Consider the following 16,122-nt stretch of genomic DNA (forward strand, 5'->3'; position numbering starts at 1 on the left):
GCCCGAGAGGCAGTCCGCCACCCATGAAGCTCGTCTTCGCAGGCACCCCCGAGGTCGCCGTTCCCGCTCTGGACGCCCTGATCGCCTCCGACCGCCACGAGGTGGCCGCCGTGGTGACCCGCCCCGACGCGCCGGCCGGGCGCGGACGGCGGCTCATCGCGAGTCCCGTGGCCGAGCGCGCCGAGGAGGCCGGCATCGAGGTGCTCAAGCCCGCCCGGCCGCGTGACGAGGAATTCCTGGCGCGGCTGCGGGAGATCGCGCCGGACTGCTGCCCCGTCGTCGCGTACGGCGCGCTGCTGCCCAAGGTGGCGCTCGCGGTCCCCGCGCGGGGCTGGGTCAACCTGCACTTCTCGCTGCTGCCCGCCTGGCGGGGGGCCGCGCCCGTGCAGCACGCGGTGATGGCCGGGGACGAGGTCACCGGCGCGTCGACCTTCCTGATCGAGGAGGGGCTGGATTCCGGACCTGTGTACGGCGTCCTGACCGAGGAAATCCGGCCCACCGACACCAGCGGTGACCTGCTCACCCGGCTCGCCTTCGCCGGTGCCGGACTGCTCGCGGCGACCATGGACGGCATCGAGGACGGCACCCTGCACGCCGTCCCGCAGCCCGCCGAGGGCGTCACCCTCGCGCCCAAGATCTCCGTCGAGGACGCCCAGGTGCAGTGGTCCGCGCCCGCCCTGCGGGTCGACCGTGTGGTGCGCGGCTGCACCCCCGCCCCGGGCGCGTGGACCCTCTTCCGCGGCGAGCGCCTCAAGCTGGTCCAGGCCGTGCCCGTCCTGGACCGCACCGATCTGGCCCCCGGCGAGCTGGCCGTGGGCAAGAACAACGTGTACGCGGGCACCGGCTCGCACGCCGTCGAGCTGCTCTGGGTCCAGCCCCAGGGCAAGAAGCCGATGCGGGCCGCCGACTGGGCCCGCGGCGTGCGCATCGTCCACGGGGAGCTGCTGGGCCTCTGAGGCCGCGCGCACGGCCCCGGGGCCGGGGCCGTGCCGCGCGACGTACGCTGGACGGGTTCGCCCCCCTCACCATCAGCGGAGCACCTTTCACGTGAACGACCAGCAGCGTCGCCGTCCCGCCAAGCCGCACCGCCGTCCTCAGAAGGACCCGGTCCGCTTCCTCGCCTTCGAGGTGCTCAGGGCCGTCGACGAGCGCGACGCCTACGCCAACCTCGTCCTCCCTCCGTTGCTGAAGAAGGCACGCGCCAAGGGCGACTTCGACGGCAGGGACGCGGCGCTGGCGACCGAGCTGGTCTACGGGACCCTCCGCCGTCAGGGCACCTACGACGCGATCGTCGCCGCCTGCATCGACCGGCCGCTGCGCGAGGTCGACCCGCCGGTGCTCGACGTGCTCAACATGGGTGTCCACCAACTGCTCGGCACCCGCATCCCGACGCACGCGGCCGTCTCGGCCAGCGTGGAACTGGCGCGGGTGGTGCTGGGCGAGGGCCGCGCGAAGTTCGTCAACGCGGTGCTGCGCAAGGTCACCGCGCACGACCTCGACGCATGGGTGGAGCGCGTCGCACCGTCGTACGACGACGACGCCGAGCAGCACCTCTCCGTCGTCCACTCCCACCCCCGCTGGATCGTCTCGGCGCTCTGGGACGCCCTGGGCGGCGGACGCGCGGGGATCGAGGACCTGCTGGAGGCGGACAACGAGCGCCCCGAGGTGACGTTGGTCGCCCGCCCCGGCCGCTCGACCACCGATGAACTGCTGGACGCCCTCGGCGAGGAGAGCGGCCTTCCCGGCCGCTGGTCGCCGTACGCCGTGCGGATGGCCGAGGGCGGCGAGCCCGGCGCCCTGGCCGCCGTGCGGGACGGCAGCGCCGGTGTGCAGGACGAGGGCAGCCAGCTCGTCGCCGCCGCCCTGGCCGCCGCACCGGTCGAGGGCGAGGACACCCGGTGGCTCGACGGCTGCGCGGGCCCCGGCGGCAAGGCCGCGCTGCTCGCCGCACTCGCCGCCGGACGCGGCGCGACGCTGCTCGCCGCGGAGAAGCAGCCGCACCGCGCCCGGCTCGTCGAGCGGGCGCTGGCCGGCAACCCGGGGCCGTACCAGGTGATCACCGCCGACGGGACCCGGCCGCCGTGGCAGCCCGGCTCCTTCGACCGGGTCCTCATGGACGTGCCCTGCTCCGGCCTCGGCGCGCTGCGCAGGCGTCCGGAGGCCCGCTGGCGGCGCCGCGCGGAGGACCTGGAGAGCTTCGCACCCCTGCAACGGGGTCTGCTGCGCGAGGCGTTGAAGGCCGTACGCGTCGGCGGGGTCGTCGGCTACGCGACCTGCTCGCCGCACCTCGCGGAGACCAGGGTCGTCGTCGAGGACGTGCTCAAGGGACGCGGCGGAGCCGCCCCCGAGGCGGAGTGGATCGACGCCCGGCCGCTGCTCCCGGGTGTGCCCGCGCTCGGCGACGGGCCGGACGTGCAGCTGTGGCCGCATCTGCACGGCACGGACGCGATGTACCTCGCCCTGCTGCGCCGCACGGGCTGACCCGGCGGCGCAGCCCGAGTGGCCGGCGGGGGCGGCCGTCAGTACGGACGGTCGCCCGCGACGGCGACACGCTCGGCCACCCTGCGGTGCGGAGCGTAGTCGTTCACCGCGTAGTGCTGCGTCGCCCGGTTGTCCCAGAACGCGACGTCGCCCGCGCTCCAGGTGAAGCGCACCTGGAACTCGGGCACATGCGCCTGCTGGAAGAGCAGGCGCAGCATCCTGTCGCTCTCCCCCCGGTCCCAGCCCACGATCCGGGTCGTGAACGAGGTGTTGACGAAGAGCATCCGGCGGCCCGTCGCGGGATGCGTCCGCACCACCGGGTGCTCGACCGGCGGGAAGCGGTCCTGGAAGGGGACAAGCCGCTCCCGCGGGGTGAACCGTGCGAAACCCGGTACGAAGTCGTGCACCGCACGCGCGCCCTCGAGGCGCGCCTTCACCTCCGGCGCAAGGTTGTCGTACGCGGCCGCCATGTCGGCCCACATCGTGTCGCCGCCGTACGGAGGCACCTCGCGCAGGTGGAGGACCGCACCGAGCGCGGGCCGCTCCCGGAACGTCACATCGGTGTGCCAGACGTTCTCGAAGCTCGGGGTGGACGAGCGGTCGAAGCGTGCCACCTGCGGATCGTCCCCGGCGGCCAGCAGGGGGTTGGTCTCCAGTTCGCCCCAGTTGAGGGCGAAGGCACGCTGTTCGGCCGAGCTGGGGTGCTGCCCGCGGAAGAAGAGGACCTTCCACTCCAGCAGCGCCCGGTCGAGCTCCTCGCGCACGGCGGGCGTGAGCGGACGGGTCAGGTCCACACCGCTGATCTCGGCCCCGATGACCGCACCGAGCGGAGCCACGTCGAACAGCGTGTAGGGCCGGTCGGGCTGCCCCGGCGCCAGCCTGCGCAGCTCGCGTGGGCCTTCGTACAGCCCGTCCGGAGGCAGCGGGGAGACGCGTAGCGCGGGGCCGGAACCGATGGACGCGGTGAGGGACATGGGGGCTCCTGTCTGCGTGGGGTGTGCGCAGGCCGCTCGCGCGGGGCGGGCGGCCTCGGTCGGTTCAGCGGGCGGCGTCGTCGCGTACCGCCGATCCGATCTCGGCGCGCAACGCGGCGTACTCGGGCAGCCCCCGCAGCCCGTCCGGGTCGTCATTCCCGGTACGGGGCAGGGGAATTGGGACGTCCAGAGCGACGGTACCCGGCCCGGCGCCCAGGACCACCGCGCGGGTTCCGAGAAATACGGCCTCGTCCACGCTGTGCGTGACGAAGACCGAGGTGATCCCCGTACGGGAGCTGACGGTGCGCAGATCCTCCTGGAGCCGCTCACGGGTGAGCGCGTCCAGGGCGGCGAACGGCTCGTCGAGCAGCAGCAGGTCCCTGCCGCCGGCCAGGGCCCGGGCGATGGCCACCCGCTGCTGCTGGCCCCCCCCGAGATCTGCCAGGTCCTGCGTCGTGCGGTGCCGGCCAGCCCGACCCGCTCCTCCACGCGCGCGGGGCGTTTCGCCCCGGGGACTCCCGCGTAGCGCAGCGCGAGGGAGATGTTCTCTCCGACCGTGCGCCAGGGGAACGGCCTCGGCTGTTGGAATACGACTCCCGCCTGACGCCCCGGCTCCGGTGTCCCGCCATGCACGGCGACCTCGCCACAGGAGGCGTGCTCGAAGCCGGCGATCAGCCGCAGCAAGGTGCTCTTCCCGCTCCCGGACGGGCCCACGCGGAACGTGAGAGGCCCGTGCGACGTACGCGGACGGCAGGCGTCCGGTCCGGGCTCGCGGACAGGGTTCCGGGGGGAGACCGCCCTGCTCACCCGAGGGGCGGCCGGAGGGCGGGCGGACGACGCCGCACAGTTCTGGTAGCGCTCAGCGCTGCCGGGCCAGGCTCAACAGGAGCAGCCGGTCACACGGCAGAGATCGATGCTGAGGCGCTCCTTCAGGAACTGGTCGCTGGTCACGGGGAGTTTCTAACACAGCCTCATGGCGGGCACCAGGGGCTGTCCGCGCCCTGGTACGGACCGGAGCGGGCCCATCGGGTCCGCATGCCACCCGTCGGCCGCCGCGCCGCTCCTCGGCGGGCCGGAGGCGGTGACGGACCAGGGGCGGTGGTAGCGCGACGGGGTGTACGTGCCGTCGGAGCCCGCTGGGGCGGCCGGGCCGCCGCGAACGGAATGGCGGGCGGGAAAAGACCGGGTATCGAGCGAACCGTAATGATCCCGTGAGGCTTTGGAGCACACCGGGGCAAGGAAGTGGCTCCGAGCATGGCAGGCTTGGGTGCATGGCCCAGATCAACCCCAGCATCCTGTCCGCCGACTTCGCCCGTCTCGCCGAGGAGGCGAAGGCGGTGGAAGGCGCCGACTGGCTCCATGTCGATGTCATGGACAACCATTTCGTGCCGAACCTGACGCTCGGCGTGCCGATCGTGGAGGCGCTGAGCAAGGCGACCGGCACCCCGCTGGACTGCCACCTCATGATCGAGGACGCGGACCGCTGGGCGCCCCAGTACGTCGAGGCCGGTGCGGGCTCGGTCACCTTCCACGCGGAGGCCGCGGCCGCGCCCGTCCGGCTGGCGAGGGAGATCAGGGCGAAGGGCGCCCGCGCCTCCATGGCCCTCAAGCCGGCGACGCCCATCGAGCCGTACGAGGACCTCCTCCCCGAGCTCGACATGCTGCTGATCATGACGGTGGAGCCGGGCTTCGGGGGCCAGGCGTTCCTTGACATCATGCTGCCGAAGATCCGCCGCACCCGTGAGCTGATCTCGAAGCACGGTCTCGAGCTGTGGCTGCAGGTCGACGGCGGGGTCTCCGCCACCACCATCGAGCGATGCGCCGAGGCCGGTGCCGACGTGTTCGTCGCGGGCTCCGCGGTGTACGGGGCCGAGGACCCGGCCGAGGCGGTGCGGGCGCTGCGCGCGCAGGCGGACGCGGCCACCGCTTCCGCACCCTGGGCGTGCGGCCACTGAACCAAGTCCTGATGAACGCGGCCCGACGGGCCTGATCAAGGATCGCCTGATCTGACAGGATGAAGGCGAATCGAGAGTGTGAACAGCAGTGAGGAGATCGCGGTGTCTGGCATCTCGGCGGGTCGGTCAGCCATGCGGATGGGACCCGCGGAGCTGGTCCAGGCGGCGGCCATGGCCCGCCGGTTCTACCTCGAGGGAAAGTCAAAGATCCAGATCGCCGAGGAGTTCGGCGTCAGCCGCTTCAAGGTGGCCCGGGTCCTGGAGACGGCCCTCGAACGTGATCTCGTGAGGATCGAGATCCGGGTACCGGCGGAGCTGGACGCGGAGCGCTCGGACGCGCTCCGGGCCCGCTACGGTCTGCGGCACGCCGTCGTGGTCGAATCCCCGGCGGAGGAGCAGGACGACGCCGCCGATCCGGAGAACCTGGGCGAGGTGGCGGCCGAACTGCTCGGCGAGCTGGTGAACGAGGGGGACGTCCTGGGGCTGGCCTGGGGCCGCTCCACCATCCACATGGCGGCGGCCCTCGACCGGCTGCCCCCGTGCACGGTCGTGCAGCTGACCGGTGTCTACGACGCGGGAACGGCCGAGCGCGGCTCCGTCGAGGCCGTCCGCCGCGCCGCCCAGGTGTCCGGCGGCGAGGCGCACCCGATCTACGCTCCGATGCTGCTGCCCGATCCGGCGACGGCAGCCGCTCTGCGTCACCAGACGGGGATCGCCCGAGCTTTCGAGTACTTCGACAAGGTGACGGTCGCCGCGGTCTCCATCGGTTCCTGGGAGCCCGGCATCTCCACGGTCCACGACATGCTCTCGGACGAGGAGCGCGCCCACTACGCCTCGCTCGGCGTCGCCGCAGAGATGTCCGCACACCTCTTCGACGCGAACGGGCGCCGGGTCGGGCGCGATCTCGGCGAACGGTGCATCACGGTGGAGGCCGACCGGCTGCGCCGGATCCCCGAGGTGGTGGCCATCGCGGGAGGGCAGCGCAAGGCGGCGGCGATCGGCGCGGTGCTGCGCTCGGGGCTGGTCACCAGCCTCGTCACGGACACGGCCGCGGCCGACTACCTCCTGACGGAGTCCGCGGCGGGACAGCGGCCCGCGCTGGAGCGGGCCGACCCGGACGCGTGACGCCGATCAGGGCTGACGCCGATCACGACCGAGGCCGGGCACCGCAAGGTGCCCGGCCTTCGTCGTACCCGGTTTCAGCGACCGTCGCCCGCGTGCAGTCCCGTGTTGCCCGCGGCCACGCCCAGAACGGACTCCTCCAGATAAGCTCCGGGCTCCGCGTACTGGCTGACGTCCGCCGGGTTGTAGCGGGGTGTCTGGCGCGACCAGTCGAGATTTCCGCGCATCCAGCTCCGCATCCCGTCGAGATAGGGCACGAGCAGCCCCGCCAGCTCCGGGTACAGACCGAGCAGCTCGGCCTCGGCGGTGAGGAAGCGCCTCGTCTCGGTGGCTATCTCCGCGCAGACGTGTTCGAGTGCCTGGTGCTTCCCGTAGCCGCGGTGGTGACGGACCAGGTGGACGAGATTGTGGATCTCGCCCAGAACCTGCTCCTTCTCGTAGGAGTAGACGTCGTTCGCCCAGCAGACGACGTTGCAGGACGCCTCCAGCGCCGTGATGAACCGGGCGTCGTTGTGCACCGATTCGGGCGCCTCCACTCCGGCCACGATCTCTATGAGGTCCATGCACACGTGGATCGCCCCGGTGTGCCGGCGCTTGGCGATGTACGTCGCCTCGGACGGCACGACCCCCTCGGCTCGGTTTCCCGCCTCCCATCCGGTGGCGGTCGTCAGGTACGTCATGAGGTGCCAGCTGAAACGGGCCCGCCAGTGGGGGGAGGCGCGCGGAATCGTACGTTCCCACAGATCTGCCAGGGCGACGAGCGCGGCGGGGGCGTCCGCCTCCGGCCTGGGGCCGGCGTTGGTGCTCCCGACCACGGAACGCATCCGTTCCACCACGTCCCGCACACGCTCGGGGCTGCGGCCCAGGTGCCCGTCGTCCAGCTGGTCGTCGACGAGGAAGAGCCAGACGAACCAGTCGGCGGCCAGGTCCAGGTGCTCGCTGTTCGCCGTCGGGTGGACCATGCCCACGAAGGCGGCGAAGTCGGCCTGCTGGAAGCGCTGCCTGGCTGATTCCCGATGGATCAGGCCGGTGCGCCGGGTCCACGCGCCGAGGTGCTCACGGGTGTGCTCCACGTGCGGATTGCTCCGCTGGGTGAACGGGCAGTAGATGTCGGGCAGTTCGCTTTCCACAGGCGGATCCCCATCCTCTCCGGCCGAACGCGTGACAGGTGTTCCGGGCTCGTGGGCGGCGTCGCGCCTACCGCGAGGACCTGCGGGTTGGAAGCTACCTGACCCCTCGTCACCCGGTCCAGGGATCGTGATCACGAAGGAGCGAATCCTGTTCGGGTAAGGTCCATGGGTAAGGCAGGTTCCACTTGCCCGGCCCCCGGGCAGCCTCCTTGGAGGAACTGACGAACGCGGGGGCTCATTGCTGTGTCTTCGTGGAAACGACCTGCACCGTTTCGTATGAAAAAATGGGTGTTATGCGTTTTCTTGAGCCCGGCACCGGTCGTTACACGGCCTCTCCCTCGGTCCCCTACGACCTCACGTACGACGATGTCTTCATGGTTCCCGGCCGTTCCGCGGTCGGGTCCCGGCAGGCCGTGGATCTCTCCTCGCCGGACGGCAGCGGCACCACCATTCCGCTCGTCGTCGCGAACATGACCGCCATCGCGGGCCGCCGGATGGCTGAAACCATCGCCCGTCGCGGCGGCCTGGTCGTGATCCCCCAGGACATCCCGATCGAGGTCGTCACCGAGGTCATCGGCTGGGTCAAGACGCGTCACCTCGTCCTCGACACACCGATCGTGCTGGCCCCCGGTCAGACCGTCGCCGACGCGCTGTCCCTCCTGCACAAGCGGGCCCACGGGGCCGGCGTCGTCGTGGACGCCGGGTACCGGCCCGTGGGAGTCGTCACCGACCACGACCTGGCCGGCGTGGACCGCTTCACCCAGCTGTCCGAGGTCATGTCCAAGGACCTGGTCGTGCTGGACGCCGGGATCGACCCGCGCGAGGCCTTCACCAAGCTCGACGGCGCCAACCGCAAGCTCGCTCCGGCGGTCGACGCGGAGGGCCGGCTCGTCGGCATCCTCACCCGCAAGGCCGCGCTGCGTGCGACGCTCTACACCCCCGCCACGGACGCGGACGGCAAGCTGCGGATCGCGGCGGCCGTCGGCATCAACGGCGACGTGGCGGGCAAGGCCAAGCAGCTTCTCGACGCGGGCGTGGACACCCTCGTCGTGGACACCGCGCACGGCCACCAGGAATCCATGATCAGCGCCGTCGCCGCCGTCCGGGCACTCGACCCGGACGTGCCGATCGTCGCGGGCAACGTCGTGGCCGCCGAGGGTGTGCGCGACCTGATCGAGGCGGGCGCCGACATCATCAAGGTCGGTGTGGGCCCCGGCGCGATGTGCACCACCCGGATGATGACCGGCGTCGGGCGGCCGCAGTTCTCCGCCGTACTGGAGTGCGCCGCCGAGGCGAAGAAGCACGGCAAGCACGTCTGGGCGGACGGGGGCGTCCGCCACCCGCGCGATGTGGCGATGGCGCTCGCCGCGGGCGCGTCCAACGTCATGATCGGCTCCTGGTTCGCCGGCACGTACGAATCGCCCGGCGACCTCCAGCAGTCCGCCGACGGCCGGTACTACAAGGAGTCGTTCGGGATGGCCTCGGCGCGCGCGGTCAAGAACCGCACCTCGGAGGAGTCCGCCTACGACCGTGCCCGCAAGGGTCTGTTCGAGGAGGGCATCTCCACCTCGCGGATGTTCCTCGACCCCACCCGCCCCGGTGTGGAGGACCTGATCGACTCGATCATCGCCGGTGTCCGCTCCTCCTGCACCTACGCGGGAGCATCCTCGCTCGAGGAGTTCGCCGAGAAGGCGATCGTGGGCGTGCAGAGCGCCGCCGGCTACGCGGAGGGCAAGCCGCTGCACGCCAGCTGGAACTGAGGCCGCGGGGCCCGCGGCCCGCAACAGAGGTGCCCCTCCCCGGCGTTCGCGCCGGGGAGGGGCACCTTTCGTGTGCGCGGCCGCGTGCGTCGACGGCTGACCGCTCCCGGACGCATCACCGATGCGGGCACTCCCGACTCGCCCTCAATGTGGTTGAAGGATAAGTAATATGAGCCGGAATCAGCTGCCCGCCCCTCTGCGGTAAGGGACCTCATGACTTCCTACTTCACCGACCTGGCCCAGCAGTACATCGACGGCGAGTGGAGGCCGGGTAAGGGGTCCTGGGACATCATCGACTTCAACCCGTACAGCGGGGAGAAGCTCGCCTCGATCACCGTCGCGACGGCCGACGAGGTCGACCAGGCCTACCGGGCCGCCGAGCGGGCCCAGCCGGAATGGGCGGACACGAACCCCTACGCCAGGCGGACGGTGCTGGAGAAGGCGCTGCGTGTCGTCGAGGAGCGTGAGGCGGAGATCGGTGAGGCGATCGTCGCGGAGCTCGGCGGCACCCGGCTCAAGGCGGGCTTCGAGCTGCACCTGGCCAAGGAGTTCCTGCGCGAGGCGGTCCAGCTCACGCTGCGGTCCACGGGGCAGATACTCCCCTCGCCGACCGAGGGCAAGGAGAACCGCGTCTACCGGCTGCCCGTCGGCGTCGTGGGTGTCATCAGCCCCTTCAACTTCCCCTTCCTCCTGTCGCTCAAGTCGGTCGCGCCCGCCCTCGCCCTCGGCAACGCCGTGGTCCTCAAGCCGCACCAGAACACCCCGGTCTGCGGCGGCACCCTGATCGCCAAGGTGTTCGAGGAGGCGGGCCTGCCCGCCGGGCTGCTGAACGTCGTGGTCACCGACATCGCGGAGATCGGCGACAGCCTGCTGGAGCACCCCGTACCGCAGGTCATCTCCTTCACGGGGTCGGACAGGATCGGCCGCCACGTCGCGACGGTCTGCGCGGCCAACCTCAAGCGCGCGGTACTCGAACTCGGTGGCAACAGCGCTCTGATCGTCCTGGACGACGCCGACGTCGACTACGCCGTCGACGCGGCGGTCTTCAGCCGCTACATCCACCAGGGCCAGGTCTGCATGGCCGCCAACCGCATCCTGGTGGACCGCTCGGTGGAGAAGGAGTTCACCGAGAAGTTCGTCGCGAAGGTCGCCACCCTGCGCGTCGGCGACCCGGCCGACCCCACCACCCACATCGGCCCGCTGATCAGTTCCTCGCAGGCCGACGCGGTGTCCAAGCTGGTCGACGAGACGGTGGAGGCGGGTGCCACGGCACTGCTGCACGGCCGGGCCGAGGGGAATGTGGTGAGCCCGTCGGTGCTGACCGGCATCGCCGCCGATTCGCCCGTGCTGCGGCAGGAGATATTCGGGCCGGTGGCACTGCTCGTCCCGTTCGACGGTGAGGACGAGGCCGTACGCCTCGCGAACGACACCCCGTACGGCCTGAGCGGCGCGGTCCACACCGGCAACGTCGAGCGCGGCGTACGGGTGGGACAGCGGATCCGCACCGGCATGATCCACATCAACGACGGCACGGTCCATGACGAGCCCATCGTCCCCTTCGGAGGGGAGAAGAACTCGGGCCTCGGGCGGCTGAACGGCGAGTCCATGCTCGAGGCCTTCACCACCCAGAAGTGGATCTCGGTCCAGTACGGCCGCTCGCAGTTCCCCTTCTGACCGGCCGGCACCCGCGGTGGGCGCGCCCCGTGCGGGGCGCGCGTGGTCTACTTCGGGGGCGGCCCCGAGCCGTCCCCGAAGCCCTCCGCCGCAGAAAAGTGATCCGCCCGACGTGCGCCTTAACGACCTCGACGAACGCATCGTCCACGCCCTCGCCGAAGACGCCCGTCGCTCCTACGCGGACATCGGCGCCCTCATCGGCCTCTCCGCACCCGCGGTCAAGCGCCGGGTGGACAGGCTGCGCGCCGAAGGTGCCATCACGGGCTTCACCGTGCGTGTCGACCCGGCGGCGCTCGGCTGGGAGACCGAGGGGTTCATCGAGATCTACTGCAGCCGCAACACCGCCCCCGAAGCGATCAAGAGGGGCCTGTCCGCGTATCCGGAGGTCGCGTCCGCGTCCACCGTGACAGGCGACGCCGACGCGATCGTCCAGGTCTTCGCCGCCGACATGCGGCACTTCGAGCAGGTGCTGGAGCGCATCGCCGGTGAGCCGTACGTCGAGCGGACGAAGTCGGTCCTGGTGCTCTCCCCGCTGCTGCGGCGGTACTCGTCCGGCCCGCCCGCCTGACGACCGGCGCCATGAACGGCGGCGCCAGGGCTGCCGATGCCCGGGCCGGGCGGTGTTAGCCCGTCCCGGCGGACCGAGCCGGGGCATCCGGGAGAACAGGTGCCCGCAGCCGTCCCGCGAGACCGAAATCACTCCTCCGACCTGCGAAGACGCCCCGCGCAACGAATCGCCGGTCGAGCCGATCCACGCGCAACGGATCGACGGTGGACGCGCAACATTCGCGCCTTGTCGGCCGTGATCCGCGCCCCGTACCTTCAAGAGGTCTCCCCACCCCGCCCGTCCCGCCCGAGGTCAGTCATGCCGCCGCTGCGCACCGCCCTGCTCCAGAGCTCCGGACGAGTCGGCTCCGTGGACGCCAACCTCGCCGCGCTCGACGAGGCCGCCGAGCGGGCCGCCGCCGCGGGCGCGCGCCTGCTGGTCTGCCCGGAGCTGTTCCTCACCGGATACGCCATCGGCGAAGCGGTCCCCGAGCTGGCCGAGCCCGCGGACGGTCCCGCCGCACGGGCGGTCGCCGACATCTGCGTACGCCACGGCCTCGCCGTCCACTACGGATACCCGGAGCGGGCCGGCGAAGCGGTCTTCAACGCCGCGCAGCTCATCGGCCCCGCCGGGACGCCGCTCGCCAACTACCGCAAGACCCACCTCTTCGGCGGCTTCGAGGAACAGTGGTTCACCCCCGGCGAGCACCCCGTGGTGCAGGCCGACCTGGACGGCGTACGGGTCGGGCTGCTGATCTGCTACGACGTCGAGTTCCCGGAGAACGTACGAGCGCACGCCCTGGCCGGGACCGAGCTGCTGCTGGTCCCGACCGCGCTGATGCACCCCTTCCCGTTCGTGGCCGAGGCCGTCGTGCCGGTCCGCGCCTTCGAAAGCCAGCTCTACATCGCGTACGTCAACAGGGCAGGGAAGGAGGGCGAGTTCGACTTCACCGGGCTGAGCTGCCTGGCCGGCCCCGACGGCACGGTCCGCGCCCGCGCCGGACGAGGCGAGGAGCTCGTCCTCGGCGAGGTCGACCCCGGACTGCTCGCCGGGTCCCGCGCCGCCAACCCGTATCTCCAGGACCGCGTCCCGGGCCTGTACCGCTCCCTGGTCTGAGCACCCCCTCCCTGTTCCGCGCTTACCCCGCAAGGAGTCCGTACCCCATGACGTCCACGGTGCCCAACGCCGTCCAGCACACCGACGCGCAGCCGCCGATCACCATGTTCGGGCCGGACTTCCCCTACGCCTACGACGACTTCCTCGCCCACCCGGCGGGCATCGGGCAGATACCGGCGACCGAGCACGGCAGCGAGGTCGCCGTCATCGGTGGTGGGCTCTCCGGGATCATCACCGCGTACGAACTCATGAAGATGGGCCTGAAGCCCGTCGTCTACGAGGCGGACCGGATCGGGGGCCGGCTGCGCACCGTCGGCTTCGACGGCTGCGACCCCTCGCTGACCGCCGAGATGGGCGCGATGCGCTTCCCGCCGTCGTCCACGGCGCTGCAGCACTACATCGACCTGGTGGGGCTGGAGACGAAACCGTTCCCCAACCCCCTCTCCCCGGCCACCCCGTCGACCGTCGTCGACCTCAAGGGCGAGTCCCACTACGCGCGGACCATCGACGACCTGCCCCAGGTGTACCGCGAGGTGATGGACGCCTGGAACTCCTGCCTGGAGGAGGGCGCCGACTTCTCCGACATGAACCGCGCGATGCGCGAGCGCGACGTACCACGCATCCGCGAGATCTGGGCGAAGCTCGTGGAGAAGCTCGACGACCAGACCTTCTACGGCTTCCTCTGCGGCTCCGAGGCCTTCGCCTCCTTCCGGCACCGCGAGATCTTCGGGCAGGTCGGCTTCGGCACGGGCGGCTGGGACACCGACTTCCCCAACTCGATCCTGGAGATCCTCCGCGTCGTCTACACCGAGGCCGACGACCACCACCGGGGGATCGTCGGCGGCAGCCAGCAGCTGCCGCTGCGCCTGTGGGAGCGCGAGCCGCAGAAGCTCGTGCACTGGCCGGCCGGCACGTCGCTGTCCTCCCTGCACGACGGGCAGCCGCGCACCGCCGTGACGAGGCTCGACCGCACAGCGGGGAACCGGATCACCGTCACCGACGCCACCGGCGACATCCGCACCTACCGTGCCGCGGTCTTCACCGGTCAGTCCTGGCTGCTCCTCTCCAAGATCGCCTGCGACGACGCGCTCTTCCCGATCGACCACTGGACGGCGATGGAGCGCACCCACTACATGGAGTCGTCCAAGCTGTTCGTGCCGGTCGACCGGCCGTTCTGGCTCGACAAGGACGAGACCACCGGCCGCGACACGATGTCCATGACCCTCACCGACCGGATGACCCGGGGGACATACCTCCTGGACGACGGGCCTGACAAGCCGGCCGTCATCTGCCTGTCCTACACCTGGTGCGACGACAGTCTGAAATGGCTGCCGCTCTCCCCGAAGGAGCGCATGGACGTCATGCTCAAGTCACTCGGCGAGATCTATCCGGGCGTCGACATCCGCAAGCACGTCATCGGCAACCCGGTCACCGTCTCCTGGGAGAACGAGCCGTACTTCATGGGCGCCTTCAAGGCCAACCTGCCCGGTCACTACCGCTACCAGCGACGTCTGTTCACCCACTTCATGCAGGACCGGCTGCCCGCCGACAAGCGGAGCCTGTTCCTCGCCGGCGACGACATCTCGTGGACGGCGGGCTGGGCCGAGGGAGCCGTACAGACCGCTCTGAACGCCGTGTGGGGCGTGATGGCGCAGTTCGGCGGGGCCACCGATCCGACGAACCCCGGGCCGGGCGACGTCTTCGACGAGATCGCGCCGGTCGAACTGCCCGAGGGCTGAGGAACGGCGGCGCGTCGCCTCGGCGGCACGGAGTGGGCAGAAAGCGCCCCACCAGCCCGGCTCCGGCATCCATCCGCGCCCTGAACTCCTCGGCCAGGGGCGGTACCCACACAGCCGCAACGGCGACGGGGTGGCCGGACCGTTCACCCCCGGACTACGCGCCTACGACCTGGCCACGGGCCGGGCGGTACGGCCGGTTCGGCGGCCGTCCGGCCCCTGCCCGGCGTGCTCAGGAGCTTTCCGACGGAGGCTTCTCGTCGTACTGGGACGTGCCCGAGTCCAGCAGGGGCTCCTGGGTCTTGAGGTGTGCGGGGGCGAACGCCCGCAGCGCGTGGTAGCCGGTGATCACCACGAGCGTGCCGAGCGCGATACCGCTCAGCTCGAAGTTGTCGGTGATCTTCAGGCTCACCCCGCCGATCCCGATGATGATGCCCGCGGCGGCCGGCACGAGATTGAGGGGGTTGCGGAGGTCGACCCCGGCGTTCAGCCAGATCTGGGCGCCCAGCAGGCCGATCATGCCGTACAGGATGACGGTGATGCCGCCGAGCACCCCGCCCGGGATCGCGGCGACGACCGCACCGAACTTGGGGCAGAGGCCGAAGAGCAGCGCGAAGCAGGCGGCCGCCCAGTAGGCGGCGGTGGAGTAGACCCGGGTCGCGGCCATCACGCCGATGTTCTCGGAGTAGGTGGTGTTGGGCGGACCGCCGACGGCCGTGGAGAGCATCGAGGCGGCGCCGTCCGCGGCGATGGCGGTGCCCAGCTTGTCGTCGAGCGAGTCACCGGTCATCTCGCCGACGGCCTTCACATGCCCGGCGTTCTCGGCGATCAGGGCGATGACGACGGGCAGGGCGACCAGGACGGCCGACCATTCGAAGCTCGGCGCGTGGAAGGACGGCAGGCCGATCCAGTCCGCGTCCGCCACGGCCGACAGGTCCAGCCGCCAGTGGTCGACCGCCTCGGCGCCGCCGGCCGGGGAATGGATCTTCCCGAAGACCAGGTCGAGTACCCAGGACAGGACATAACCGAAGACGAGCCCGAGGAAGATCGCGATACGGGAGAAGAAGCCGCGCAGGCAGACGACCGCCAGCCCGGTGAAGAGCATCACCAGCAGGGCCGTCCACTGGTCCTGGGGCCAGTACGTCGACGCGGTGACGGGTGCCAGGTTGAAGCCGATGAGCATCACGACGGCCCCGGTCACGACGGGAGGCATGGCCGCGTGGATGATCCGCGCGCCGAAGCGCTGCACGATGAGCCCCACCAGGAACAGCACGGCACCGACCACCAGGACCGCGCCCGTGACGGTGGCACTGCTGCCGCCACTGGCCCGGATCGTGGCGGCCACCCCCACGAAGGAGAGCGAGCACCCCAGGTAGCTGGGCACCCTGCCCTTCGTCGCCAGCAGGAAGATGGCAGTGGCGACGCCGGACATCATGATGGCGAGGTTCGGGTCGAGGCCCATCAGGACGGGCGCCACGAAGGACGCGCCGAACATGGCCACCACGTGCTGGGCGCCGAGACCGAACGTACGCGGCCAGGAGAGCCGTTCGTCGGGACGCACCACGGCCCCCGGTGCGGGGGTCTTCCCGTCGCCGTGCAAGGTCCAGCGCACGCCGAGGCCCATGGT

General features: G+C 71.2%; 12 protein-coding genes and 1 pseudogene. 9 read left to right on the forward strand and 4 right to left on the reverse strand.

Features of this window, described 5'->3' with window-relative positions:
• Positions 1-23 precede the first annotated feature (23 nt).
• The gene (fmt, locus tag JOC24_RS21440) at positions 24-956 is read left to right on the forward strand and encodes a methionyl-tRNA formyltransferase (RefSeq protein WP_205021964.1); all 933 of its coding nucleotides are present in this window, start codon (positions 24-26) and stop codon (positions 954-956) included.
• 91 nt (positions 957-1,047) lie between these two features.
• On the forward strand, positions 1,048-2,481 hold the full coding sequence (locus tag JOC24_RS21445; RefSeq protein ID WP_205021965.1) for an RsmB/NOP family class I SAM-dependent RNA methyltransferase: 1,434 nt from the start codon (positions 1,048-1,050) through the stop codon (positions 2,479-2,481).
• A gap of 38 nt (positions 2,482-2,519) precedes the next feature.
• Here the strand turns inward: JOC24_RS21445 and JOC24_RS21450 are convergent, their stop codons facing one another.
• Positions 2,520-3,455, reverse strand: a complete 936-nt coding sequence (locus tag JOC24_RS21450; RefSeq protein ID WP_205021966.1) for a TauD/TfdA dioxygenase family protein — start codon at positions 3,453-3,455, stop codon at positions 2,520-2,522.
• Positions 3,456-3,519: 64 nt separating this feature from the next.
• A pseudogene (locus tag JOC24_RS21455) lies at positions 3,520-4,262 on the reverse strand (ABC transporter ATP-binding protein).
• A gap of 464 nt (positions 4,263-4,726) precedes the next feature.
• Between JOC24_RS21455 and rpe the strand changes: the two are divergent.
• Entirely contained in the window at positions 4,727-5,410 is a 684-nt protein-coding gene (gene rpe / locus JOC24_RS21460) for a ribulose-phosphate 3-epimerase (RefSeq protein WP_205021967.1), read from the forward strand.
• A 138-nt stretch (positions 5,411-5,548) separates the two neighbouring features.
• Positions 5,549-6,535, forward strand: coding sequence for a sugar-binding transcriptional regulator (locus tag JOC24_RS21465; protein WP_205022054.1), 987 nt, complete (start codon positions 5,549-5,551; stop codon positions 6,533-6,535).
• A gap of 74 nt (positions 6,536-6,609) precedes the next feature.
• On the opposite strand, the gene JOC24_RS21470 is transcribed toward JOC24_RS21465, so the two are convergent.
• The gene (locus JOC24_RS21470) at positions 6,610-7,662 is read right to left on the reverse strand and encodes a terpene synthase family protein (RefSeq protein ID WP_205021968.1); all 1,053 of its coding nucleotides are present in this window, start codon (positions 7,660-7,662) and stop codon (positions 6,610-6,612) included.
• Positions 7,663-7,955: 293 nt separating this feature from the next.
• Here JOC24_RS21470 and JOC24_RS21475 point away from each other — a divergent pair, with 293 nt between their 5' ends.
• The 5 genes from JOC24_RS21475 (at position 7,956) to JOC24_RS21495 (ending at position 14,498) form a co-directional block, all read left to right on the forward strand.
• Positions 7,956-9,422, forward strand: a complete 1,467-nt coding sequence (locus tag JOC24_RS21475; RefSeq protein WP_205021969.1) for a GuaB1 family IMP dehydrogenase-related protein — start codon at positions 7,956-7,958, stop codon at positions 9,420-9,422.
• Between the two features lie 213 nt (positions 9,423-9,635).
• Positions 9,636-11,096 (forward strand): aldehyde dehydrogenase family protein, encoded by a 1,461-nt coding sequence (locus JOC24_RS21480; RefSeq protein WP_205021970.1) that lies wholly within the window; start codon positions 9,636-9,638, stop codon positions 11,094-11,096.
• Positions 11,097-11,208: 112 nt separating this feature from the next.
• Positions 11,209-11,664: an Lrp/AsnC family transcriptional regulator gene (locus tag JOC24_RS21485; protein WP_205021971.1), complete on the forward strand. Its 456-nt coding sequence runs from the start codon at positions 11,209-11,211 to the stop codon at positions 11,662-11,664.
• A gap of 297 nt (positions 11,665-11,961) precedes the next feature.
• Entirely contained in the window at positions 11,962-12,759 is a 798-nt protein-coding gene (locus tag JOC24_RS21490; RefSeq protein ID WP_205021972.1) for a carbon-nitrogen hydrolase family protein, read from the forward strand.
• A gap of 47 nt (positions 12,760-12,806) precedes the next feature.
• Positions 12,807-14,498 (forward strand): flavin monoamine oxidase family protein, encoded by a 1,692-nt coding sequence (locus JOC24_RS21495; RefSeq protein ID WP_205021973.1) that lies wholly within the window; start codon positions 12,807-12,809, stop codon positions 14,496-14,498.
• Between the two features lie 229 nt (positions 14,499-14,727).
• Here JOC24_RS21495 and JOC24_RS21500 read toward each other — a convergent pair whose 3' ends face one another.
• Positions 14,728-16,119 (reverse strand): uracil-xanthine permease family protein, encoded by a 1,392-nt coding sequence (locus JOC24_RS21500; protein WP_205021974.1) that lies wholly within the window; start codon positions 16,117-16,119, stop codon positions 14,728-14,730.
• Positions 16,120-16,122 lie beyond the last annotated feature (3 nt).

The sequence above is a fragment of the Streptomyces sp. HB132 genome (assembly GCF_016909575.1).
In the GTDB taxonomy this organism is placed as follows: Bacteria; Actinomycetota; Actinomycetes; order Streptomycetales; family Streptomycetaceae; genus Streptomyces.

Bases quoted from the DNA above. Each gene is read 5' to 3' on its own strand.
- JOC24_RS21465 (WP_205022054.1), top strand. From the start codon at position 5,549: ATGGGACCCGCGGAGCTGGTCCAGGCGGCGGCCATGGCCCGCCGGTTC.
- JOC24_RS21480 (WP_205021970.1), top strand. From the start codon at position 9,636: ATGACTTCCTACTTCACCGACCTGGCCCAGCAGTACATCGACGGCGAG.
- JOC24_RS21495 (WP_205021973.1), top strand. From the start codon at position 12,807: ATGACGTCCACGGTGCCCAACGCCGTCCAGCACACCGACGCGCAGCCG.
- JOC24_RS21500 (WP_205021974.1), bottom strand. From the start codon at position 16,119: ATGGGCCTCGGCGTGCGCTGGACCTTGCACGGCGACGGGAAGACCCCC.
- rpe (WP_205021967.1), top strand. From the start codon at position 4,727: ATGGCCCAGATCAACCCCAGCATCCTGTCCGCCGACTTCGCCCGTCTC.
- JOC24_RS21450 (WP_205021966.1), bottom strand. From the start codon at position 3,455: ATGTCCCTCACCGCGTCCATCGGTTCCGGCCCCGCGCTACGCGTCTCC.
- fmt (WP_205021964.1), top strand. From the start codon at position 24: ATGAAGCTCGTCTTCGCAGGCACCCCCGAGGTCGCCGTTCCCGCTCTG.
- JOC24_RS21490 (WP_205021972.1), top strand. From the start codon at position 11,962: ATGCCGCCGCTGCGCACCGCCCTGCTCCAGAGCTCCGGACGAGTCGGC.
- JOC24_RS21475 (WP_205021969.1), top strand. From the start codon at position 7,956: ATGCGTTTTCTTGAGCCCGGCACCGGTCGTTACACGGCCTCTCCCTCG.